General features: G+C 37.6%; 17 protein-coding genes. 5 read left to right on the forward strand and 12 right to left on the reverse strand.

Features of this window, described 5'->3' with window-relative positions; translation table 11 throughout:
- Nucleotide 1: 1 nt before the first annotated feature.
- Genes ACO052_RS10470 through ACO052_RS10480 form a run of 3 tightly spaced genes read right to left on the reverse strand, consistent with a single transcriptional unit; the run spans nucleotide 2 to nucleotide 3,138 of the window.
- Complete coding sequence (locus tag ACO052_RS10470) at nucleotides 2–1,159, reverse strand: hypothetical protein (protein WP_422107962.1); 1,158 nt, start codon at nucleotides 1,157–1,159, stop codon at nucleotides 2–4.
- Nucleotides 1,156–1,521: a hypothetical protein gene (locus ACO052_RS10475; RefSeq protein WP_422107963.1), complete on the reverse strand. Its 366-nt coding sequence runs from the start codon at nucleotides 1,519–1,521 to the stop codon at nucleotides 1,156–1,158. The genes ACO052_RS10470 and ACO052_RS10475 overlap by 4 nt, the downstream gene beginning before the upstream one ends.
- A 6-nt stretch (nucleotides 1,522–1,527) precedes the next feature.
- The gene (locus ACO052_RS10480) at nucleotides 1,528–3,138 is read right to left on the reverse strand and encodes a nuclear transport factor 2 family protein (RefSeq protein ID WP_422107964.1); all 1,611 of its coding nucleotides are present in this window, start codon (nucleotides 3,136–3,138) and stop codon (nucleotides 1,528–1,530) included.
- 497 nt (nucleotides 3,139–3,635) lie between these two features.
- On the opposite strand from ACO052_RS10480, the gene ACO052_RS10485 reads away from it, so the two are divergent.
- Nucleotides 3,636–4,484, forward strand: a complete 849-nt coding sequence (locus ACO052_RS10485) for a T9SS type A sorting domain-containing protein (RefSeq protein WP_422107965.1) — start codon at nucleotides 3,636–3,638, stop codon at nucleotides 4,482–4,484.
- Nucleotides 4,485–4,813: 329 nt separating this feature from the next.
- On the opposite strand, the gene ACO052_RS10490 is transcribed toward ACO052_RS10485, so the two are convergent.
- The 8 genes from ACO052_RS10490 to ACO052_RS10525 form a co-directional block, all read right to left on the reverse strand.
- A complete protein-coding gene (locus tag ACO052_RS10490; RefSeq protein ID WP_422107966.1) occupies nucleotides 4,814–6,622 on the reverse strand; it encodes an acyl-CoA dehydrogenase family protein in 1,809 nt (602 codons plus the stop codon).
- Nucleotides 6,623–6,644: 22 nt separating this feature from the next.
- Complete coding sequence (locus tag ACO052_RS10495) at nucleotides 6,645–7,835, reverse strand: acetyl-CoA C-acyltransferase (protein WP_422107967.1); 1,191 nt, start codon at nucleotides 7,833–7,835, stop codon at nucleotides 6,645–6,647.
- 3 nt (nucleotides 7,836–7,838) lie between these two features.
- Complete coding sequence (locus ACO052_RS10500; RefSeq protein ID WP_422107968.1) at nucleotides 7,839–10,247, reverse strand: 3-hydroxyacyl-CoA dehydrogenase NAD-binding domain-containing protein; 2,409 nt, start codon at nucleotides 10,245–10,247, stop codon at nucleotides 7,839–7,841.
- Entirely contained in the window at nucleotides 10,247–10,702 is a 456-nt protein-coding gene (locus ACO052_RS10505; RefSeq protein WP_422107969.1) for a MarR family winged helix-turn-helix transcriptional regulator, read from the reverse strand. Before ACO052_RS10505 ends, ACO052_RS10500 begins: the two co-directional genes overlap by 1 nt.
- A gap of 127 nt (nucleotides 10,703–10,829) precedes the next feature.
- The gene (locus ACO052_RS10510; RefSeq protein WP_422107970.1) at nucleotides 10,830–11,222 is read right to left on the reverse strand and encodes a hypothetical protein; all 393 of its coding nucleotides are present in this window, start codon (nucleotides 11,220–11,222) and stop codon (nucleotides 10,830–10,832) included.
- Between the two features lie 92 nt (nucleotides 11,223–11,314).
- The gene (locus ACO052_RS10515; RefSeq protein ID WP_422107971.1) at nucleotides 11,315–12,211 is read right to left on the reverse strand and encodes a response regulator transcription factor; all 897 of its coding nucleotides are present in this window, start codon (nucleotides 12,209–12,211) and stop codon (nucleotides 11,315–11,317) included.
- A 139-nt stretch (nucleotides 12,212–12,350) separates the two neighbouring features.
- On the reverse strand, nucleotides 12,351–12,776 hold the full coding sequence (locus tag ACO052_RS10520; RefSeq protein ID WP_422107972.1) for a hypothetical protein: 426 nt from the start codon (nucleotides 12,774–12,776) through the stop codon (nucleotides 12,351–12,353).
- 120 nt (nucleotides 12,777–12,896) lie between these two features.
- Nucleotides 12,897–14,669, reverse strand: coding sequence for an AMP-dependent synthetase/ligase (locus tag ACO052_RS10525; RefSeq protein WP_422107973.1), 1,773 nt, complete (start codon nucleotides 14,667–14,669; stop codon nucleotides 12,897–12,899).
- A gap of 512 nt (nucleotides 14,670–15,181) precedes the next feature.
- Here ACO052_RS10525 and pflB point away from each other — a divergent pair.
- The 4 genes from pflB to ppdK all read left to right on the forward strand — a co-directional run bounded on the left by pflB (nucleotide 15,182) and on the right by ppdK (nucleotide 22,462).
- Nucleotides 15,182–17,407 carry a formate C-acetyltransferase gene (gene pflB, locus ACO052_RS10530; RefSeq protein ID WP_422107974.1) on the forward strand — a complete coding sequence of 742 codons (2,226 nt, stop codon included), beginning with the start codon at nucleotides 15,182–15,184 and terminating at the stop codon, nucleotides 17,405–17,407.
- 143 nt (nucleotides 17,408–17,550) lie between these two features.
- Nucleotides 17,551–18,219, forward strand: coding sequence for a pyruvate formate-lyase-activating protein (gene pflA / locus ACO052_RS10535; protein WP_422108061.1), 669 nt, complete (start codon nucleotides 17,551–17,553; stop codon nucleotides 18,217–18,219).
- Between the two features lie 22 nt (nucleotides 18,220–18,241).
- Complete coding sequence (locus ACO052_RS10540; protein ID WP_422107975.1) at nucleotides 18,242–19,495, forward strand: L-lactate MFS transporter; 1,254 nt, start codon at nucleotides 18,242–18,244, stop codon at nucleotides 19,493–19,495.
- A 237-nt stretch (nucleotides 19,496–19,732) separates the two neighbouring features.
- Nucleotides 19,733–22,462 carry a pyruvate, phosphate dikinase gene (ppdK, locus tag ACO052_RS10545; RefSeq protein WP_422107976.1) on the forward strand — a complete coding sequence of 910 codons (2,730 nt, stop codon included), beginning with the start codon at nucleotides 19,733–19,735 and terminating at the stop codon, nucleotides 22,460–22,462.
- An 86-nt stretch (nucleotides 22,463–22,548) separates the two neighbouring features.
- Here the strand turns inward: ppdK and ACO052_RS10550 are convergent, their stop codons facing one another.
- Entirely contained in the window at nucleotides 22,549–23,340 is a 792-nt protein-coding gene (locus ACO052_RS10550) for a universal stress protein (protein ID WP_422107977.1), read from the reverse strand.
- Nucleotides 23,341–23,431: the final 91 nt, after the last annotated feature.

Here is a 23,431-nt window from a genome sequence, read left to right on the forward strand (position 1 = left end):
CTTAAATGTCCTTCAATTGTGTTAGATCTTCTTTTCTAAACATCTGTTTTATGCGGTTTAGAAGACCATGTTTTGGACTCGATGGTTCCTCGAGCTTGTCTAATACTTTAATGCCTAAATGCGTTGAGATATCATCGATGTATTTATGATAGGATCTATTTAAGAGCATTAGCACATGTTCATCTGAAATTATCGTTTGAAAATTGGACTGTGATAAGGTAGCTCCATCGCTAAATTGAATGACTTCTTCTTTTTTCCCAAAAAAGAATCTATTGTTGATTAAGAAAAGTTTATCGTCTCGCTTAATTAATCTTAAGAGACTTCCTTTTTTGAATTTTGAGGTTTTCTTCTTCGCATAAACTAAAACCGTAAAATCATTATTACTGAACAATAAACGTTCTTTTTTTCTGAATAAATTTAAAATAGGATAAATAATAAAATAAGTCACTCGATTTATTAATCGTTTAACACGTCTAAAGACAATAAGCGATATTAAAAACAGGATGACCGTAATCATGACAGATGTGACTGGACTAATGATGCTTATCAATACCAGCAAACCAGTAAATACAATTTTTATGATTTGTAAAGCGGTATCCATGAATGGCACTGGCGAAAGGAAAATTAAGAAATCAATAAATAGCCGAACCGTCATAATTACAAAAAGTATGTAAGTAGATAAAACGAGTATTAGTAGGGCTTTGAATGTAATGGATATGAATCCAGCTTGGTAAACAACTTCATTGTCATGAGGTGTTTCGGTAATGAAAACTGGCAGTAATATGACTAATGCATTGATAACGATACCGGCTTTATTCTCTAGCCAATTATCGACCTTTACAAGTGTCCCCGTGAGTTGGTTGGTAGCCATAACGGGTCTTACGATAAGTGTGAAAAGAAATAAAATCCCGAATAAAACTAATACAAACCAATTATTATAAAAGGGATGTGTTGCTACATAGTCGTTGTGAAGTCCTGCTTTGGAACATGCTGAGGTTAAGAAAACTGAGGTATAGGGATTAATACTTATCGGTGCTATTTGCGCAACTTGTTCGAATAAACTGTTATTGTGGTTTAATACGTCTTCGGCTTGACTGTTTCCTATTTGTGGGATTAGAAATACCATTAAAAAGCTGAAGGTTATGAATAGTTGTCTCATTTTCGATACGTTTTCTTCATGTGAATATATCCAAAAAATGCATAAACTGCATAATGAATTAGAAAACCCATAAAAGAGGTTTCAATAAAAAAGCAAAAGATTGCGGTTGTGATTAAAAGACCACCGTAAAAAAGACTACGGTAAAGGCGTTTGCTTTTAATGAGCTCTGAATAGACAAAGGTTGATAAACCTAGGGGTAAAATAATGATACCAAACCCAATGAAAAATCCACCTTTAGTGAATAGAGGCCAAATGAATGACACAAAAAACAGGTAAACGATTTGAACCAGCAGATGTTGAATTGTATTTAACTCAATGCCAAATAAATTAACGTAGTTATCATCATCTATTTTGAAGTTCATTCTCAATTATTGGATAAAAGTGACTTTAGAAATTAAGCCATCTTTGATTTCATAAATGGCAACGGCATAATAGATTTTTCCATTTATTGTTACCTTTTCTTTGTCGATGACTTTATTGCCTAAAACGATTCTATTCATAATCTCGGCGTTTAAATCTGGGACAGAATTAAACATAGCTTCGTAACGTTTCTTCAAGTCGGTAATGCCATCTGTCGTCAGATTATCGGGTAATAGATAGAGTTTAATGTCTTTAGCATAGGTTTTTGCAAATTCTTCAACATCTCTATTATTATAGGCTTCTAGCTGTTTATTGATAATGATTTCTGGATTAGATGTCGCCTTTCTATTTCTAATAAAGGTCATAGAATTAATATCTTCTTTATCCACATCGTAAATGGTTGCTTGTCTAACAGTGATGTTATTGATGGTTACCAACTCCTCATCAATCACCTTGTTTTTCAAAATGATGCGGTTTAATACTTTAATATTGGCTTTTTTGTTATTACTAAAAAATTGCCGGTAGTTATCCCTTAATGTTTTTCTGCCTGAATACATATAATCTTTGGGAAATCGATTGACGATCACATTGTCATCAAAAGCATTGGCGAAATCATTCAATCGCCTTTTATTAAAAGGTTCTATGTGCTTTTGGACAACTGCTGAGGCTTGTGCCTCGGTCAGCGTAGGTTCTGAGTTAGATTCATCAGAAGTCGTATTGGAATTAGTGCCCGCTTTTGTATTAGAACTGTCTGATCCTAAATCACCAGCGATCAATAGTTTTGTGGCATCCGAATTAATGGCAAGACGGGTAATGTTAGTGATGCCATAAGACGACAAATCGGCTATTTTTTTCCAGTTATTATCTCTTTTTAAAGTTAATTTGTACAGATTGCCGTTTTTTCCGGATAATAAGGTTCTCCCATCCAACCAGCAGATATCCTCGACACCATCCATGGTATTGGCGATAAGTTTGGTAATGCCATTCGAGGGATCTAAAGAACGAATTTGCCAGCGCTCGCCACTTTCCTTATAAATAAAACTTACCAAATTTGAATTTGGGATATTGTGAAATGAACGGCCAACCTTGGTAGCATATTTTCTGCTTTTACCTTCGGTAATATCGGTAACAAATAGGTTTAACTGTTCGTCTTCAATCACAGCAGATACAGTGGTATTATCGTCATACCAAGTGTAATACGCCACCACCAAATCTTTGATGAGTTCTGTAGGTTCACCATTGCTTAAGTTATAAGCATATAGTCGTTGTTTACCATCTTCATCTAACCTAACAGCTGAGACCGCATATTTTTTTGGAACCTTTAAAGGTGTATATTCTCCACCTTTTGTGTAATTGATGAAGGTCTTCGATTTATAGTTGATGTGATATTGCGCAATATCGGTTTGTCCATTTCTCGTGGAAGCAAAAAGTACATAATCTTCATTCATAAACGAAGGTTGATTGTCATAACCTTCATTATTTGAAATGTTTATGCCATTAGTAACTTGGATTTTAGAATTCGCCACATTCAAATCGAATAAAAAGATTTCGGTATTGGATTGTGATGAGGAATAGGCGCAGAGGAGCAGGGACAGTAGGATTAACAAATAATATTTCATGGTATAGCAAGATTGATGGCTTAAAGATAATGATTATCTCGTTTTTTGGCTACTGGATTTAGTCAATTTTAATGAATTTTGTAAGAAAATACTAAATAATTGTGTATTTCATCGAATAAATTATGCTTTTTGTCGTTTATTTTTATATTTTTACCGATATGAATAGTCTAGGATTGTTCAAATACCTGCTCAGTTTTATGCCCCTTTTAAAACGAGCTGTGACAAACAATCCTGAGTAATTTTTTTGATCTTCATATTTTAGTTAGTTAGTGAAAAGTCTCAAGATATCCTGTCTTGAGACTTTTTTACTATATATATGTAAGTATTGAGTAGAGCTGCATTCCCTTTTTCGCTCTAATAATGTCGTAATAACCTTAAATTCATGCTATGCATTTCGTAGATATTATTTGCATTCTCGAGAAGTTTATCGTCTAATATGAGCTTTAATAGGAATATTTGGGCGTTGCAGGGGAATATTGATTTAGTTTGGAATGCCTATGAATCATAAAATATACCTACTCATGTATGCCTCGATACTAAAAATTGTACATCCCTCTTTATTGATATTTTTATTCTCAGCAGTAAATCTATACGCTACTTCCCCTATAAATGAGGCGGAAGTTACTATGGAAAAAGAGGATTTAGCAGATGATTTAAGACGTAAAATTAGATTGGGTTTTACAGCCCCTAGTACTATACATAGGCAGTTGTTACTGACTGAAGATGAAAATGCAAGCTCTGGTATCGACTGGGGCTACGATAGTGAATACCTCACTACCGATTATGAAGATATGTATTGGTTAATCGAAGATCAATTATTCATTATACAGGGAACGGATATTATAGATGAGTATTCAAGCTTCCCATTGGGGTTTCACACTCATAATGATGGTATGAGTACTATAGGTATCGACGGATTGGAAAATATTTCTGAAGAATTTAGTCTGTACCTATTTGATACTGAGCTTGAAATTTACCATAATTTAAGGGCAAATGCCTATGAGTTTTATGCTGAAGCGGGAGAATATCTCGACCGTTTTGCTTTAGTATTTACATTGCCACAAGGATACTCAGAAACTTTATCAATTGATGAAAATGAAAGGGATAGTTTTAAGATGCACTACGATAATGGAATAAACACACTCATAGTAAACAATCCTTTTAGTGTCACATTAAAGACAATATCCGTATATAATTTAGCGGGTCAATTAATTCATGTTCAAACCTTAAATGAAGCTTTAATAAAGCTCAGAATACAATTTAACAATCGACCTGCACAAGGGACATACATTGTACTTGTTGAAACGGATACAGGAACTGTTTCTAAAAAGGTGTTGTTTTATTGAGCCACATCACGATATTATTGATCGTGAGTTCGATATAAAAGTTTTATTTAAATTCCGATTATCAGTTAATCAATATTTTATGTCAGGTTGAGCGCAGTCGAAACCTATTAGGAAATTAGACTTTAAAGACCTTTCGAGTTGCTCTGCAAGGTGCTTTCAATAAAATATATTTTATCTCAACCAATGCTCAAGGTGACAAGCTCTTATTCTATTAAGATAAAACAAGCTACCCTTAAATTCTAATATCGAACTCACGTTAAATTAAAAAGCCAATTCAATCTCGATAGCTCTCGAGAGAATTGGCTTTTCGCTTTCTAACTTAAACTAGATTAAAAACAATAGCCGTTTTCCTCAGATAATTTATCTGCGATTTGTGTGCGAAGTGCCACAACATTCGGCATGTTAGTATACTTTGTAAAGCGCTTTAAGCCCATAAGCATCATACGCTGCTCATCACCTTCGGCAAAACTCACAATGCCTTCCTTAGCGTTTTTTGTAACGGTGTCAATAGCGTTGTATAGATATAATTTTGCCATAGCAATCTGGTGGGCTTGTGCCTCTTCACCAAAACGTTTGGCATTCTTTTCGGTTCTTAAAATGGTCGATTCTGCCATATAAATCTCTATTAAGATATTAGAAGCCGCCATTAATAATTGTTGGTGTTGCTCTAAATCTGGACCAAATTTCTGAACTGCAGAACCAGCAACCATCAAAAAGACTTTTTTCAATTTGGCGATAATCGCTTTTTCTTCTGAAAATAATTCTGAATAATCAGGTGTGTCAAAGGACGGAATACCCATTAATTCATCAGCAACTTTCATAGCTGGCCCCAAGAGATCTACATGGCCTTTCATGGCTTTCTTCACGAGCATACCCACAGCTAACATTCTGTTGATTTCATTGGTCCCTTCGTAAATTCTAGAAATTCGAGCATCTCTCCATGCTGCTTCCATTGGTGTATCGGCAGAGAAGCCCATACCACCAAATACTTGAATACCTTCATCCGAGCAATTCTGAATATCTTCAGATACGGCAACTTTTAAAATGGAACATTCAATGGCATATTCTTCAACCCCTTTTAGTTCGGCTTCTTGATGCGAATTTCCTTCTGATTGTCTTATCGCAATACGATCCTCTATATTTTTAGCAGCTCTATAACAAGCCGATTCCCCAGCATAACAACTCGTAGCCATTTCTGCAAGTTTAGACTTAATAGCTCCAAATTTTACGATTGGCGTTTTAAACTGTACACGCTCATTTGCATATTTAACCGCTTCTGTAATCACACGGCGTTGAGCATCTAAGCAAGCTGCGGCTAACTTAATACGTCCAACGTTAAGGGCATTCATCGCAATTTTGAATCCACCACCGCGCTCTGATAACATATTTTCGACAGGTACTTTGGTGTCGTTAAAGAACACCTGACGGGTAGAGGAGGAGTGAATCCCTAATTTGTGTTCTTCTTCACCTAAAGTAATACCATTGGGATTGTCTTTGTCATATTCTACGATAAATCCAGTAATATTTTTATCGTCTTCAATACGCGCAAAAACGATAAACGTTTCAGCAAAACCGGCGTTAGAAATCCACATTTTCTGACCAGAAATCAAATAGTGTTTTCCGTCATCAGATAAAACGGCTTTTGTTTTTCCGGAATTGGCATCAGATCCAGCGCCAGGCTCTGTCAAGCAATAGGCTCCAAACTTTTCACCAGTGGCCAAAGCAGGTACGTATTTTTGCTTTTGTTCTTCAGTACCATATAAGGTGATTGGCATGGTACCAATACCAGTATGTGCCCCGAAGGCTGTTGCAATAGACCCTGTAGCACCAGAAATATAATCGCAAACTAACATGGTCGACACGAACCCCATTTCAAGACCATCATATTCTGCGGGAACAGCAATACCCAATAAGCCTAATTCACCTGCCTTACGCATAATTTCTTCGGTAAAGGCATAATCTTTCTTTTCGAAACGCTCTTTGTTCGGCCAGATCTCGCGATCCACGAATTCCTTTACGGTTTCTAACATCATTTTTTGCTCTTCTGAAAAATCTTCAGGAGTAAACACGTCCTCGCAATTGGTTTCCTTGACGAGGAATTGACCGCCTCTAAGTATTTCTTTTTCTAAAGTATCCATAATTCCTATAGTGTTAAGTTTTTTAATTTAAAAATTCAAATATCCCTGCTGCGCCTTGACCAGTACCCACACACATGGTGACCATACCATACTTATTTTGCATGTCGCGCTTACGCATTTCATCAAACAGTTGCACTGAGAGTTTTGCACCTGTACAACCCAAAGGATGACCAAGGGCTATGGCACCACCATTGACATTAACGATGTCCTGATTTAAATCTAATTCTCTCATTACCGCTAAGGACTGTGATGCAAAGGCTTCGTTTAATTCAATCAATTCAATATCATTTTGTGAGAGTCCGGCTTGCTTTAATGCTTTTGGCACTGCGGCAACAGGACCAATACCCATAATTCGCGGTGGCACACCAGCAGCAGCATAGCTTACCAATCTTGCAACAGGTTCTAGGTTGAGTTCTTTTACCATATCTTCGCTCATCACCAATACAAAAGCCGCACCATCACTGGTTTGCGAAGAGTTACCTGCAGTTACTGAACCGCCTTGGGCAAAAACAGGTCTTAATTTAGCTAAGGCTTCTTTGCTCGTCCCTTGTCTTGGACCTTCGTCTTTAGAAACCGTAAACTTGCGGTTTGCCTTTTTGCCATGGGCATCCACATAAGTCTCTTCAACTTCAATGGGGACAATCTGATCTTGAAAACGATCCTCCTCCAAAGCTTTCAATGCTTTCATGTGCGAGTTGTAGGCAAACTCATCTTGGTCTTCTCTTGAGACCATATATTTTTCGGCAACGGCTTCGGCCGTATTACCCATGCCCCAGTAATAATCTTCGTGACCTGAGTTGACGATATCGTAGTTTAATTCTGGTTTAAAACCAGTCATTGGTACTGAACTCATACTTTCCGCCCCACCAGCAATAATACAATCGGCCATACCAGCTTGTATTTTTGCCACGGCCATAGCAATAGTTTCCAATCCAGAAGAGCAAAAACGATTGACAGTCACTCCAGGTACATCAACCGTATTTAGTCCGATTAATGAAATGATACGGGCCATATTAAGACCTTGCGAACCTTCTGGCATAGCATTACCGACAATAACGTCATCAATACGAGTAACATCAAAATCTGGTAATTTACCCATGAGGTATTGAATGGTCTCTGCCGCCAATTCATCAGCCCTTTTAAATCTAAATCCTCCTTTTTTGGATTTGCCGACAGCAGTTCTGTAGCCTTTTACTATATATACTTGTTTCATTTTTTAGTTTCTTAATGGTTTACCAGTTTTTAACATGTGCTGTATACGTTCCAAAGTCTTACGTTCTGTACATAAGGATAGGAAGGCTTCACGCTCTAAATCCAACAGATATTGCTCCGTCACTAAAGTTGGTTCGGATAAATCACCACCTGCCATAACATAGGCCAATTTATTGGCAATTTTTTGGTCATGCTCACTGATATAATGACTCGCTTCCATAGCATCCGTTCCTACCAAGAACATACCTAAGGCTTGCTTGCCCAGTACTTTTACGTCTTTCCGCTTTACAGGATGCGTATAACCTGCATCGGCCATTAATCTAGCGTGAGCTTTTGCTGTCGCTATCTGGCGGTCTTTATTGACGACTACAACGTCTTTTCCTTGTTGTAGTACGCCTAAATCAAAAGCTTCATAAGCTGAGGTTGCCACTTTTGCCATACCTATGGTTAAGAAATAGTCTTGAAGTACATTTAACTCCACATCTCCTTTCCTAAAAGTGTCCGAAGCTCTTAAGGCCATTTCTTTAGAACCTCCACCACCGGGAATTACACCGACTCCAAATTCTACAAGGCCTATATAAGTTTCTGCTGCGGCCACTACTTTATCGGCATGCATTGATAGTTCACAAGCTCCACCCAAGGACATACCATGGGGTGCAGCAACTGTTGGTATCGCAGAATAACGCATGCGCATCATGGTATCTTGGAAATACTTAATGGCCATGTTGAGTTCATCGTATTCCTGCTCTACGGCCATCATAAAAATCATACCGATATTGGCACCAACAGAGAAATTAGCGCCCTGGTTGCCAATCACTAAACCTTCAAAATCTTTTTCTGCTAGATCAACAGCTTTGTTCAGTCCCGCTAAAACGTCACCGCCAATGGTATTCATTTTCGACTGGAATTCACAGTTCAAAATGCCATCACCCAGATCTTCGATAACTACCCCTGAATTTTTAAATACTTCATTAGATGTTCTGATGTTATCTAATATGATAAAGCTATCCTGACCAGGAATCTTTTCTTGAGACTTTTTAGGAATATCATAAGCGTAAGTGGCACCAACCTTAACGGTGTAGAACGAAGAATTTCCAGAAGCTAACATATCATCAACCCAAGCATTCGGAGCTAGGCCTTCTGCTTTCATCATGGCAATACCAGCTTCAACACCAATGGCATCCCATATTTGGAAAGGGCCATGTTCCCATCCAAATCCTGCTTTCATGGCGTCATCAATCTTGTACAAATCATCTGTTATTTCTGGAATGCGATTGGATACATAAGCAAACAAAGCCGAAAGTGTTTTACGATAAAATTCGCCAGCTTTGTCTTTGCCTTTAACTAATACTTCGAATCGATCTACAACTTTATCGATTGTTTTCGTCAATTCTAGCGTTGCAAATTTAGCGCGCTGTTTTTCTCTATATTCTAAGGTATTTAGATCTAAAGATAAAATGTCTTTTTTGCCTTCTGGTGATACATGTTTTTTATAGAACCCTTGACCAGTTTTACTTCCTAACCATTGGTTTTCCATCATGGTATTGATGAAATCCGGTAATTGAAATAGCTCATGACGTTCGTCATCTGGACAATTTTCTCTAATACCGTTAGCCACATGCACCAATGTATCAAGGCCTACGACGTCCACAGTTCTAAATGTAGCAGACTTTGGACGGCCAATCACTGGTCCTGATAATTTATCAACTTCTTCAATAGTTAAGCCCAAATCTTTCACCGTATGGAACAAGCTCATAATGCTGAATATGCCTATACGGTTGCCAATGAATGCTGGTGTATCTTTAGCAATCACAGAAGTTTTTCCAAGAAATTGCTCCCCATAACCATTTAAAAATTCTAATACGGAAGCATCGGTTTTAGGTCCAGGAATAACCTCAAATAATTTCAGGTAACGCGCAGGGTTAAAGAAGTGTGTTCCGCAAAAGTGTTTTTGAAAGTCTTCACTTCGTCCTTCGCTCATAAATTTTATGGGGATTCCAGAAGTGTTCGACGTAATAAGCGTTCCTGGAGTTCTGTGCTCTTCTAGTTTTTCAAAAACCTGTTGTTTGATGTCTAAACGTTCAACAACAACCTCCATTATCCAATCGACATGGGCTACTTTAGCAATATCATCTTCTAAATTACCTGTTGTAATCCTATTTTTGAAGGAAGGATGATAGAGTGGAGCGGGCTTAGATTTAATAGATGTATTAAGGGCATCATTGACCAAACGATTTCTTACCACTTTATCATCTAGTGTTAAGCCTTTAGCTTTTTCTTTATCATTAAGTGCTCTTGGAACAATGTCTAATAAAAGCACATCTACACCAATATTTGCGAAGTGACACGCAATACCACTGCCCATGATACCGGATCCTATGATGGCAATTTTCTTTATTCTACGTTTACTCATTATTTTAAAATGTGTTCTTTTTGATTGTATATTTTTTTGTTAGATATCATGTTGTTGATGAGTTCGGCGACTTCATAGAAATGTTCAATTTTTTCGGAAGCTATGTTGGATCTTATGGCATTATCAAAAGTCAATACGCGCTCTTTGGAATACTCTCTTTTCTCTCTGCCGAAGTCTGTTAGATGGATTAATACGCCACGACCATCCTCTGGATTTGGTTTACGTTCAATTAAACCCTTTTCTTCCATGGTTTTGAGTGTACGAGAAAGACTTGTGGCTTCCATACCCATTTTTGGTCCCAAAGAAGTTGAAGGCGTTCCTTTTTCTGGATCAATACTTAGTAATGCAAAACCAGTAGCCATCGTAGTATCGAATTTTGATGCCTCCTCGTTATACATTTTATTTACTGCTAACCATGTGGTTCTTAGCACATAATCTATTGTTTTGTCTCTCATTGAAATTTAGTTTGGTTTCCAAAGATAATAAAAAATACTATGCATGCATAATAAATTTGAATGAAATTATGGAATAAAAAAAGCGTTCCTAGTCGAAACGCTTTAAATGATTTGTAATAACAACTTGTTAATCAATCTTTCCATTTATAAAACCGACTACGGCTCCTACTGCCGTTGCTAAGACTATTGAAATCAGGAGTTCTAAACCAACCATCTGGTAATCGACTTCTACTTGTTCTGCCATTCCGAAGAAGATATTGATTAAACCCATAAAAAGCCCAATGACCGCACCAGCTTTGGCGCCGTTGGCGAAGGTGGTAATCTGTGCCCACCTATTGTAGATATAAGAGATGAAGAACCCATAAGAAAAGCATCCTAGAGTTATAAAGAGCATGGCATTAGAGCCTTCTTGAGGTTGTGGAAACGTATCGGCAAATAGAATACCATAGAACAACCAACCTAGTAACCAATCGACGACTCCACCTACGAGTCCGGCAAGAATAAAAGTTTTTGTTTTCATAATAGTATATATTTAGTTAGTAGCCTTAAAGATATAATAAAATGCGTAAGGTGTTAAAAATCAGTAAGTAATAGCTTACAATCGGGATGTTCCTATTTAAGGTTCAAGATGTCTTTTCTGGACTTTATATTTAGTTTATTATAAATGGAACTGACGTGCGATTTTACGGTGCTAATACCAATATTAAATGCTTCTGAGATTTCTTTATTTGATTTCCCCTCTACCAATAGTGCGTAAACCTTTCGTTCTTGAACACTGAGAAGCTTGAGTTGCTTATGAGATGTTTTCTTTTTAGTACCTATAACATAATGGATAATGAAACCTAATAGAAAAAAAACAATTCCAGTAAGAATGACCCAAACCGTAATGCTTTTATCTTTTTTCGGAAATTTGGCTCTGAGTTCTTTAAAATAGGTAGAGTTTTCATGTTTCCACTTGTCCAAGTAGCTTTCATAGAAACTTTGGTTTTCAAGATAAGAGGATTCAAATTTACTTTTTGTTAGTGCATATAAAGACACAATGGGATGGGATGATGTATCTGCTATATGCCTAAGTTCTTCATAAACAATGGTTTTATTGACAAATTCCTTTTTTAGAGTTCTAGTATCGGATATTCTATCGTCATCGTTTATGAGGTTGTGTATCAACTTAAAGTCTTTGTTGGGTTGATATCCACTAATTTTATAATCATAAAACAGGCCCTTATCTTCTTTATTTTCTATATAGATACCTGAGTTTTTGTTTGCGATAAAAAACATGTGGTTCTCTTCTTTGCCGCCAATGATTAAGGACGCTGCTGGGGCATCTTTTTTAGACACATGCAGCCTGTATAGTTTATCTTCTTCTGGAAAAGATTTGGTCTCAAATACAAAATGACCTGAGCTATCTAGTTCAGTTTCTGCAATTATCATTTCATTAGACATGGTATTCATGTCTTTAAATGTGGGAATATAAGATAGGTAAACTACCGGATCCCATAAAGGATCCAAATGTAGTTTACCTTCGATTGATTGATGTAGTTCGTTTTTTGATTGAGACTGCGAAAAGCAATTCGCACTTATTATGAAGAGGAAGACCAATAAAAATCCATTCAAATAAGAACTGATAAGATTAATGTTGGTTCTCAATTTATTCATCATACATTGAAGTACAAATTGAAACCTCACCTTTTACTTTGTTAGGAGTCAGTAGAATCACCCATTTTCCTTTTACAGGATCATCGATATATTTTTGCATTTGTCCGCATACCAGTTCCTTTTTCTTATTATTAGAATTTTGCTGACTTTCTATGGAAAAATTCCCTTTTTTATTGCCTTTTGGGTCGTAAAGTTCTACGGTGAGGAAACCAGATTTAATGGTACTGTTAATACCTACGTGCATTTTACCAGTATCTTCCGATACATCTATAATGATATTTTCTGATTCCGAACTTCCATCAAACTCAATGGTTCGATTTAAAGTTACAGCACTACAACTCTTTTGGCTGTACTGTTGTGCTTGTACTATGGACGCAAAGAGAAATAAACAAGCGAAGAATTGAATTGATTTTTTCATGATTGACAAAATTTAAAATTAATACTACAAAGCTATCTTGAAAAGCAGTATTGTAGAAATTTTCCAAGTCTGAAAAAGGTAGTAATAAAGTTTTAAAAACGTGCTAAACCACTATATATTCTATGGTCTATAGATTTTTTCGTAAAGATTATCGTACTTCTCCCTGATAACACTGCGCTTCATTTTCATCGTAGGAGTTAGATGGCCATCATCAATGGTCCAAGATTCTGAAGTCAATTCAAAACGTTTTATTTGCTCCCATTTTCCAAAATTCGTATTGTACTTATCCACTTCTTTCTGGATGCGTTTTATAACGATTTCTGATGTAGCGATTTCTTGTTCTGAAGTTCCTATGTCATGGTTTTTGTGTTCAATCCAATCTCTGATGAATTCAAAATTAGGCTGAATGATCGCACCAGGCATTTTTTCACCTTCGCCGACAACCATAACCTGTTCTATAAACAAGGACTGTTTTAGGTCATTTTCTAACAACGTCGGAATGATATATTTTCCACCAGAGGTTTTGAACATTTCTTTTTTTCGCCCCGTAATTTTTAAAAAGCCATCTTCATCAATGATACCTTTATCTCCAGTATGGAAATAATCTCCAGTCATTACACCCGCCGTTTTTTCTGGATCTTTGTAATAACCCAGCATCACATTTGGGCCTTTGATTAAAATCTCGCCGTCTTCGGCAATCTTAACTTCTACATTATCTATAGGTCTACCTACAGTACCAACCTTAAAATACTTGTCACTATACATACCTACAGAAACTACAGGAGAGGTTTCGGTTAATCCATAGCCTTCCATAACTTGCATTTGTCCTGCAGAAAACACTCTAGATAATCTGGGTTGAAGTGCTGCACTTCCTGAAACCATGGTTCTTAATTCTCCTCCAAGTGCTTCTCTCCATTTGCTGAATATAAGTTTATTGGCAATACTTAATTTAAACTCGTACCAAGAACCATTAGCTTTATAAGGCTGCCATTTTTCTCCAAGTTCTACAGCCCAATAGAATAGTTTTTGTTTAATACCCGATAATTCGTCGGCTTTCAACATAATTTTATCAAATACTTTTTCGAGAAGTCTTGGTACCACGCTCATTAAGTGTGGTTTTATCTCTTTAGCATTATCTCCAATTTTATCTAAACCTTCTGCAAAATAGACACTTGTGCCGGCATATTGATATATGTAGATTAGTACACGTTCAAAAATATGGCATATAGGTAGAAAGCTCAGTACTCTTGTTTCTCCATCAATAGGAGGCAATCGTTTTGACGCGTCCAAAGCATTACTGGTTATATTCCAATGCGATAACATCACACCTTTTGGTTTACCGGTAGTACCAGAGGTATAGATAATCGTCGCTAAATCTTCTGGTTTTACGGCCTCTTTTCTAGCGTCTACCTCATGCTGATTGGAATCGTCCTTGCCCAATTCGAACAATTCTGAATAGTGTTTGCAGCCCTCAATATGATCAAAAGAATAGACATCTTTTAGCTTAGTGTTGCTTTCTACTTTCCTCACTTTTTCAAGCACCTCTTCATCAGAAACAAAACAGTAGATAGATTCGCTATGATTTAGTACATATTCGTAATCTTCTGCCGAAATCGTTGGATAAATAGGAATATTCTGTGCACCAACTTGGAGCACACCAATGTCCATAATATTCCATTCGGTTCTATTTGTTGAGGATATAACCGCAATTTTATCATTTTTCTGAACCCCCATTTTAATAAGCGCACGGCTTACGGCATTGGCCTTATCAATGTATTCTTGTGTTGATGTTGGGATCCATTCACCGTTGTATTTTGTGACCAACGCTTTAGCGTTTGGTTTATGATTTAGTTGGTAATAAGGAAAATCAAAGAGGCGTTTAACGTCTGTCATAATCTAAAATCTGCAAAAATCATTAGGCATTTTTACGAAAATAAGAAATTTAAGGCGAATTTTTTTAGCTGCTGCTAATTAATCAAAACAAACTGAATATTTAAGTTTTCCATGGTTGATTTTCTAAAGGCACAAAAAAGGGCTTTAGAAACTAAAGCCCTTTAGGATTGTGATACTTTTCACCCTAACTACTAACAAAATTTAAGTCTCAATCCCTTAGTGATTAATCAATATCATTAGTAAAAAAGTATCACCGTAAAAATAAAAATATTTTACAATTAATGCGCTTAAACAGAATAAATTAAATGTAAGATTTAGAGTTTCCAATTCAGAAACCCATAAAACGTCATAATACAAAGATTCTACAACCTATAGATTTCAAACGTTTTCGTAGCCTAGACCCTGTTATAAAAGGGCTTCAGGGATTTTGAACATGACAAAAGTCATTAAAATTTTTAGGTTGTTGTTCTAATTTTGTATTCAGTTAATTGTAATTAAATACAGATATTATCATGGAAGTAAAAGATTTTACAACTGGACTTTGGACTAAGGCCTTAAATGTCAGAAGTTTCGTATTCAATAACATTTCTCCATATCACGGTACGGGTGACTTTTTAGTCGGACCTACACCAAGAACACAAAAGCTATGGGATCTATGTAAAGAAGCCATGGCTGAGGAGCGTGCAAACAACGGTGTGCGTTGTGTTGATACAGATACCATATCGACTGTAGATGCTTTTGATCCAGGCTATATAGATAAAGATAATGAAGTCGTTGTAGGTCTTCAGACCGATGTGCTTTTAAAGCGCGCCATGAAACCTTTTGGAGGTTTTAAGGTGGTTCAAAAAGCACTTTCAGAGCATGGGGAAGCGCCTAATGCAAAATTAACGGAGCTCTTCTCTAAATATGTAAAGACTCATAACGATGGTGTGTTTGATGCTTATAATGCAGAAATCAAAAAATACCGCTCTTTAGGCATTCTCACAGGTTTGCCCGATAATTATGCTAGGGGGCGTATTATTGGTGACTACAGACGCGTTGCGCTTTATGGCATCAACTTTTTAATTGAACAAAAGCAAAAAGATTTAGAGGCTATAACGGGCCCATTCACAGATGCTATTATTCGACTTCGAGAAGAAGTTTCTGAACAAATTAAGGCCTTAAAGGCAATGATCGTTCTTGGTCAAAAGTACGATCTTGATTTAACCCGTCCTGCTGAAAACGCAAGGGAAGCCGTTCAATGGACCTATATGGCTTATTTAGCCGCTGTGAAGGAACAAGACGGCGCGGCGATGTCCTTAGGTAATGTATCTACATTTTTGGATATTTATATCGAACAAGACTTACAAGATGGTACCATTACAGAATCAGAAGCACAAGAGTATATTGACCAATTTGTGATGAAATTACGCCTCGTACGTCATCTGCGAATGAAGGCCTATGACGAAATATTTGCGGGTGATCCAACCTGGGTCACGGAAGCCATAGGCGGTATGTTCTCTGATGGTAGAACAAAAGTGACAAAAACCTCTTATCGTTTCCTAAATACCTTATATAATTTAGGACCGTCTCCAGAACCTAATATGACCATATTATGGGCGGAAGATTTACCCGAAAACTTTAAGAAATTCTGTGCCAAAGTCGCCATTGAAACTTCATCCCTTCAGTTCGAAAATGATAGACTGATGCGCGATGTGCGTTATAGCGATGATTATGGTATTGCCTGTTGTGTATCGCATCAGGATTTAGGAAAATCCATTCAGTTTTTTGGAGCGCGAACTAACTTGGCTAAAACCTTATTGTTAGCCTTAAATGGCGGACGTTGCGAGTTAACAGGAGTTCAGATTTTTGACGGCGTACCAGAAGATAAGGATGAATATCTCGATTTTGACAAGGTGATGGTCAACTTTAAAATTGCCATGCAAGAAATTGCTCGTGTCTATAGTGATTCGATGAATATTATACACTATATGCATGATAAATACTATTATGAAAAAGCACAAATGGCATTAATTGATACGAATCCTCATATCAATATTGCTTATGGTATCGCAGGTCTTTCCATAGTGGCAGATTCGTTATCTGCGATCAAATATGCTAAGGTGAAACCAATTAGAAATGAGAAAGGTTTGACTGTCGATTTTGAAATAGAAGGAGAGTTTCCAAAATTTGGGAATGATGATGATCGAGTGGATGCACTTGCAGCTCAGGCCGTAGCAGATTTCAATTTCGAGTTGAAGCAATTCCCGATTTATAAAGATGCAGAGCCGAGCTTATCTGTTTTAACGATTACGTCTAATGTGGTTTACGGTAAAAAGACGGGAGCCACGCCAGATGGACGTGCTTTAGGTGTGCCATTTGCACCAGGTGCTAATCCAATGCATGGTCGTGATGAAATGGGAGCCATTGCTTCATTGAATTCCGTAGCTAAAATCGATTATGAAGATGCCCAAGATGGTATTTCAAACACATTCTCAATTGTACCAAAGTCTCTTGGTGCTGAGATTGATACACGCGTTGAAAATTTGACAAGTATCTTGGATGGTTATTTTTCAAATAATGCGCAACATGTCAATATTAATGTGCTAGACAAGGCAACACTTTTAGATGCCATGGAACACCCTGAAGAATATCCACAGCTAACGATAAGAGTTTCAGGTTATGCCGTGAACTTTGTAAAATTGACTAGAGAACAACAACTGGAGGTTATTTCGAGATCCTTCCATGAATCTATGTAATTAGTAAGCGAAAGCACCTGGACACTTAAAGTTTCTAGGTGCTTTTTTAAAGTTGAATCACCATTAAAAAACAAGACCACATAATAAACGTTCATTCTATTGAGACCTTCGGTACGCATGATGGGCCTGGTGTACGCTGTGTTATTTTTTTACAAGGCTGCAAATTGAAATGTCTCTATTGCCACAATCCTGATACCATTGCTATGGATGGAGGTCGACCTTACACTGTTGATGATCTGTTTGCTATTGTAATGAAAGCAAAACCCTATTTTGGAAAACATGGTGGTGTAACGATTTCAGGAGGTGAACCCTTACTGCAAGCCAAAGCTCTAATTCCTTTATTTAAAAAACTGAAAGCAGAAGGCATTCACACCGCTTTAGATACCAATGGTCGTATCTTAAATCACTTCGCTAAGGAACTCATGGACGACTACACGGATTTGGTTATGTTGGATATTAAATCCATGACAGAGGAAGGGTATCAAAAAATAACAGGACAAAAGAATAAGGAAACCACATTTAATGTATCCACTCATAGGGAGAACTCAGGGAAACCGATGTGGCTGCGCTATGTGCTAATTCCAGGGCTCACCGATGCACCAGAATTATTACATAATATGGGCGAATACTTTAAGGATTACAAAACCATTGAAAAGCTTGAGATTCTACCCTACCACAAACTAGGCGTCCATAAATGGGAAGCTCTGGGTTGGGATTATCAACTTAAAGATACGCGCGAAAATACCGAAGAAGAACTTCATAATGCCCAAAAGGTCTTAACCCCTTATTTCAAATCAATTCATATTAATTAGCCTACACTTAAAACTAGAAACTATGGCAGCTCAAAAGATAAAAAACCGTTGGTTAATTGCACTATCCGCTATTGGAATTCATATTTCCATCGGATCAGTGTATGCCTATTCCGTAATTACAAATCCTGTCAAAGATATTTTTGATGTCGAAGGCAGTACCATAAAGTGGGCCTTTAAAATTGCCATTTTATTTTTAGGCTTTTCAGCAGCATTTTTAGGGCCTTGGGTTGAGAAAGTTGGGCCAAGAATTAGTGGTACCACAGCTGGTTTCTTTTATGGCATTGGTATTTTGGGTTCTGGATTAGCAGTGCATTTAGAGTCACTATTTTTATTTTATTTGTGCTACGGTGTTATTGGTGGTATTGGTCTAGGATTAGGTTATATTACACCAGTGAGTACTTTAGTAAAATGGTTCCCTGATAAGCGGGGCTTGGCTACAGGAATGGCCATTATGGGCTTTGGATTTTCTGCGCTCATATTTGGGCCGGTCATGCAATCATTCTTTGAGACCTTCGGCATTTCGAATGCCTTTTATATACTAGGCGTCATTTATATGGCCCTAATTCTAGTTTCGGCGAGATACATTGAAAGACCTCCCCAAGGTTATATACCAGCAGGGTTTAATCCGAATGAATCTGCTACTGTAAAAGCAGATATTTCCAATATCACGGCTAAAGAAGCTTTGAGTTCAAGACGCTTTTATTATATCTGGATTATGATGTTTATTAATATCACCTGTGGTATTGCAATTATTGCGGCCGCAAGTCCAATGATGCAAGAAAAATTGAGTTATACACCAATGCAAGCGGCGGCCGTTGTTGGGTTAATTGGTGTCTTTAACGGTTTAGGGCGTATTTTATGGTCTGGTCTTTCCGATTATCTAGGTCGTCCAAATACCTACGTGATTTTCTTTGCCTTTCAGATTTTGGCTTTTTACTTCTTACCGCAAATTAGCATGGAACTTCTGTTTCTAGTTATACTATTTACGGTCATTACTATGTATGGTGGAGGTTTTGCAACCTTGCCAGCATTTTTAGGTGATTTATTTGGTACAAAACAACTTGGGGCCATACATGGTATGGTACTGGCTGGTTGGGCTATTGCAGGCGTTGTAGGACCAACGATTTATGATGTTGTTAAATCAACTACTGGTTCTTTGGATATTACGCTAAAAGTATTTTCAGGTCTTTTCTTAATTGCATTCGCAGTGTCATTATTAATGAAACGTTCGGTGAATTTAGTGTATCGAAAAAAACAAAAACACAGTATCGCTTAAATGAATTAGACCATATAAAATATCCCTTCCTGAGCATTAGATCAGGAAGGGTTTTTTGTTTCCGAAAAGGAAGATAATTAACTAAAAAAATCAAGTGTTAAATATGTCATTTTCAGAGTGAAATAATTTGTAATAGCTGACAATTGTCAGCTAATTTTTTGTAGTTGAGAAGTACCTTTATATCATGTTATTACAACATCACTTCACACGGAATAAGAATCATAAAAACATATTAAAATGGAAGTACTCGAAGGGTTAAAAACTCGAGTTTACAGGTTTGGGAACAAAACTGCAGACGGAAACAGTAAAATGAGGAATTTACTAGGTGGTAAAGGGGCCAATCTCGCTGAAATGAGCGCCATCGGCATTCCGGTGCCACCAGGATTTACGATAACAACAGAAGTTTGTACGGAATATAATGCCCTAGGTAGGGAAGCCGTTATCGAACTTATCAGGGAAGAGGTAGAACAGTCCATTGCGAGCATTGAAAATCAAATGGAAACCACCTTTGGGGATAGCGAGAATCCGCTCTTAATTTCAGTGCGTTCAGGTGCAAGGGTGTCTATGCCCGGCATGATGGATACCGTGCTTAATCTAGGGCTTAACGATGAAGCGGTTCTTGGTTTGGCAAAGCGGACCAAAAACGAAAAATTTGCTTGGGACTCTTACCGAAGATTCATTCAAATGTATGGCGGCGTTGTTTTAGGTATGAAACCAGAGTCTAAAGATGACATTGACCCCTTTGAGGAAATCATGGAACATCTTAAACATAAGCGCAGTATAGAACTAGATACGGAATTTACGATTCAGGATTTACAAGACTTAGTTTATGACTTTAAAGATGCTATAAAAAAGCGCACAGGACAAGATTTCCCAACAGACCCTTGGGATCAACTTTGGGGTGCTATTATAGCCGTTTTCAATAGTTGGAATGGAGACCGCGCTGTTTACTATCGCAATATGCATGGCTATCCAGCAGATTGGGGAACAGCGGTGAATGTTCAAGCTATGGTCTATGGTAATATGGGCGACAATTCTGGTACGGGTGTTTGCTTTACAAGAGATGCAGGTACTGGTGAAAATGTTTTCAATGGAGAATACCTAATTAATGCCCAAGGTGAAGATGTCGTTGCGGGTGTAAGAACACCACAACAAATTACCAAATTGGGATCCAAGCGCTGGGCAGAATTGGCCAAAATTGAAGAGAATGATCGATTAAATGATTATCCGTCTCTAGAAGAGTTAATGCCATCGATTTTTGATGAATTAAACCGTTATCAGGATATACTAGAGAAACATTATCGTGATATGCAAGATATGGAATTCACCATTCAAAATGGAAAACTGTGGATTCTCCAGACTAGAAATGGTAAGCGTACGGGTGCAGCTATGGTAAAGATTGCCATGGATTTGCTCAGGGAAGGCATGATTAATGAAGAGGAGGCTATATTGATGATGGAACCCAATAAGCTAGATGAATTATTGCACCCCGTTTTTGAGCCTAATGCTTTAAAACGTGCCCATGTGATAGCCCAAGGCTTACCAGCATCGCCGGGCGCTGCAACGGGTAAAATTGTCTTCTTTGCAGATGACGCCGATAAATACCGCAATACCATTTTGGTACGTATGGAAACCTCGCCAGAAGATTTAAAAGGTATGAATATCGCTAAAGGTATCCTTACTGCGCGTGGTGGCATGACCTCTCATGCGGCGGTTGTAGCTCGTGGTATGGGCAAATGCTGTATTTCAGGAGCAGGCGCTTTAAAGATTAACTATAAAAACAGAACCTTAACGGTTAATGATAATGTCTATCATGATGGTGACTGGATTTCATTAAACGGTTCCACAGGTAATGTGATTGAGGGTAAAGTAGAAACTATGGAACCCAAATTGGGAGGCGATTTCGCAGAACTAATGCAGCTCACGGATAAGTATCGCGAAATGAAAGTTCGTACTAATGCGGACACACCTAGAGATGCTAAAACGGCAAGAAACTTTGGCGCAGAGGGTATAGGATTGACCAGAACAGAGCATATGTTCTTTGAATTGGATAGAATCAAAGCCATGCGCGAAATGATCTTGGCAGACACGGTTAAGGAACGTAAGCAGGCCTTAGAGGAATTACTGCCTATGCAGCGTGCGGACTTTGAGGGCATTTTTGAAGCCATGGATGGCATGTCGGTAACCATTAGGCTATTGGATCCACCATTACATGAGTTTGTACCACATCAATTGGCCACGCAAAAAGAATTGGCCGAAGATATGCATATTTCATTGCAAGCCGTTAAGAATAAAGTGGCTGAATTAGAAGAATTCAACCCCATGCTTGGGCATAGAGGTTGCCGTTTAGGTAATAGCTATCCCGAAATTACGGCTATGCAAACACGGGCTATTATTGAGGCGGCTCTTAACTTAAAGGAAAAAGGCATTGTTTGTAAGCCCGAGATTATGATTCCTCTAGTAGGAACGGTTCGGGAGTTTGAAGTTCAAGATGGTATAATCAGGGAAACTGCTGAAACCATTTTCAAGGAGCGCAATGACCGTATTGATTTCTTGGTAGGAACCATGATTGAAGTGCCAAGAGCGGCATTGATGGCGGACTTAATTGCCGAGAAAGCAGATTTCTTCTCATTCGGAACTAACGACCTCACACAGATGACTTTTGGGTATTCACGGGATGATGCCAGTAAGTTCTTGCCTGTTTACATCGAAAAAGGGATTCTAAAAGCTGACCCATTCGAAGTTATTGATGAAGAAGGTGTTGGCCAATTGGTCAAAATAGGAACCCAACGCGGCCGAAGTACAAAACCAGATTTAAAAGTTGGTCTTTGCGGAGAACACGGCGGTGAACCTTCGTCTGTTGAATTCTGTTACAATACGGGAATCGATTACGTAAGTTGTTCACCATATCGTATACCAATTGCGAGATTGGTTGCTGCCCAAGCAGCTATTAAAGCTACCATTTAAGTAGGTTAGTGATTCAAGAAAGCCTGAAGTTATGCTTCAGGCTTTTTTATTAGGTTTTCTCTAAATATAATAAGTGATTATTGCATTTAGCTATGGATAATAAGAATAGGAATAGCACTATTAAACGTTTGCTTTAGAGTAACACTACCGCTTAACAATCTATCGAAAAAGTCTTTTTTTGTCCTAAGCAGGCATAATAAATCGATATCATGATTTTGCACATATACGTTTAACTGTTGGTTTAAGTCACCCAGACCATCCTTATGGGTCAACTTTAAGTCTAAGTCGTTTATGGGGCCTATTATAGTGTCAAAATCAGGAGTGCCATTTTCAGAAATATGAAGTACTTCTAATTGGCTATTGTGCGCAGCTAGTAATTTTTTTAAAGGTGTAGCAGATGCTTCCGAAAGTGGATCGTCCCCAATGGCGAAGACAACATGTTTTAAATCCTTAAAGCTATAATCAAGAGGCACAACAATAACGGGAGCAGAGGTCTTGGATACGACGCCACCTGCCACGCTTCCCATAAACACTTCTTTTAAGCCACTAACACCTTTGGTGCCCATGACAATAAAATCATAAACCCCCGAATTACCTAGGTCTGATATCGTGGAGACAGCATAGTTTTTGGCTAATTTTGTGTTAAAGCTCACCGATGGCGCTTCAGCTTTCATTTCTTTTATCAAAGTACGCATTTGGTTTTCGGCATCCTTAATTAGAATACTGTCAATTGATTTCATCATCAATGCGGTGGACTGCGCTCCGTATATATGCAAAATGGTAATTTCCAATTCTACCCCTTTAAATAATTTTGTAGCATATTTTAGCGCATTTTTTGAGGTATTCGAAAAATCTACTGGAACAAGGATTTTATACATTTTTAGATTGATATTTAGTTAAATTTTACGTTTGAGATAACAAATATTATCAGTGTTATCAATTAACAATTACTGTGTGTTTTCTAAAAGT

It is taken from the genome of Winogradskyella sp., assembly GCF_965228925.1.
Classification (GTDB): domain Bacteria; phylum Bacteroidota; class Bacteroidia; order Flavobacteriales; family Flavobacteriaceae; genus Winogradskyella.

What these genes read in the sequence shown, in the direction of transcription:
- ACO052_RS10500 (WP_422107968.1), bottom strand. Translation starts at nt 10,247, where the DNA reads ATGAGTAAACGTAGAATAAAGAAAATTGCCATCATAGGATCCGGTATC.
- ACO052_RS10480 (WP_422107964.1), bottom strand. Translation starts at nt 3,138, where the DNA reads ATGAAATATTATTTGTTAATCCTACTGTCCCTGCTCCTCTGCGCCTAT.
- pflB (WP_422107974.1), top strand. Translation starts at nt 15,182, where the DNA reads ATGGAAGTAAAAGATTTTACAACTGGACTTTGGACTAAGGCCTTAAAT.
- ACO052_RS10475 (WP_422107963.1), bottom strand. Translation starts at nt 1,521, where the DNA reads ATGAACTTCAAAATAGATGATGATAACTACGTTAATTTATTTGGCATT.
- ACO052_RS10550 (WP_422107977.1), bottom strand. Translation starts at nt 23,340, where the DNA reads ATGTATAAAATCCTTGTTCCAGTAGATTTTTCGAATACCTCAAAAAAT.
- ACO052_RS10510 (WP_422107970.1), bottom strand. Translation starts at nt 11,222, where the DNA reads ATGAAAACAAAAACTTTTATTCTTGCCGGACTCGTAGGTGGAGTCGTC.
- ACO052_RS10495 (WP_422107967.1), bottom strand. Translation starts at nt 7,835, where the DNA reads ATGAAACAAGTATATATAGTAAAAGGCTACAGAACTGCTGTCGGCAAA.
- ppdK (WP_422107976.1), top strand. Translation starts at nt 19,733, where the DNA reads ATGGAAGTACTCGAAGGGTTAAAAACTCGAGTTTACAGGTTTGGGAAC.
- ACO052_RS10540 (WP_422107975.1), top strand. Translation starts at nt 18,242, where the DNA reads ATGGCAGCTCAAAAGATAAAAAACCGTTGGTTAATTGCACTATCCGCT.
- ACO052_RS10505 (WP_422107969.1), bottom strand. Translation starts at nt 10,702, where the DNA reads ATGAGAGACAAAACAATAGATTATGTGCTAAGAACCACATGGTTAGCA.
- ACO052_RS10525 (WP_422107973.1), bottom strand. Translation starts at nt 14,669, where the DNA reads ATGACAGACGTTAAACGCCTCTTTGATTTTCCTTATTACCAACTAAAT.
- ACO052_RS10485 (WP_422107965.1), top strand. Translation starts at nt 3,636, where the DNA reads ATGAATCATAAAATATACCTACTCATGTATGCCTCGATACTAAAAATT.
- ACO052_RS10520 (WP_422107972.1), bottom strand. Translation starts at nt 12,776, where the DNA reads ATGAAAAAATCAATTCAATTCTTCGCTTGTTTATTTCTCTTTGCGTCC.
- ACO052_RS10490 (WP_422107966.1), bottom strand. Translation starts at nt 6,622, where the DNA reads ATGGATACTTTAGAAAAAGAAATACTTAGAGGCGGTCAATTCCTCGTC.
- ACO052_RS10470 (WP_422107962.1), bottom strand. Translation starts at nt 1,159, where the DNA reads ATGAGACAACTATTCATAACCTTCAGCTTTTTAATGGTATTTCTAATC.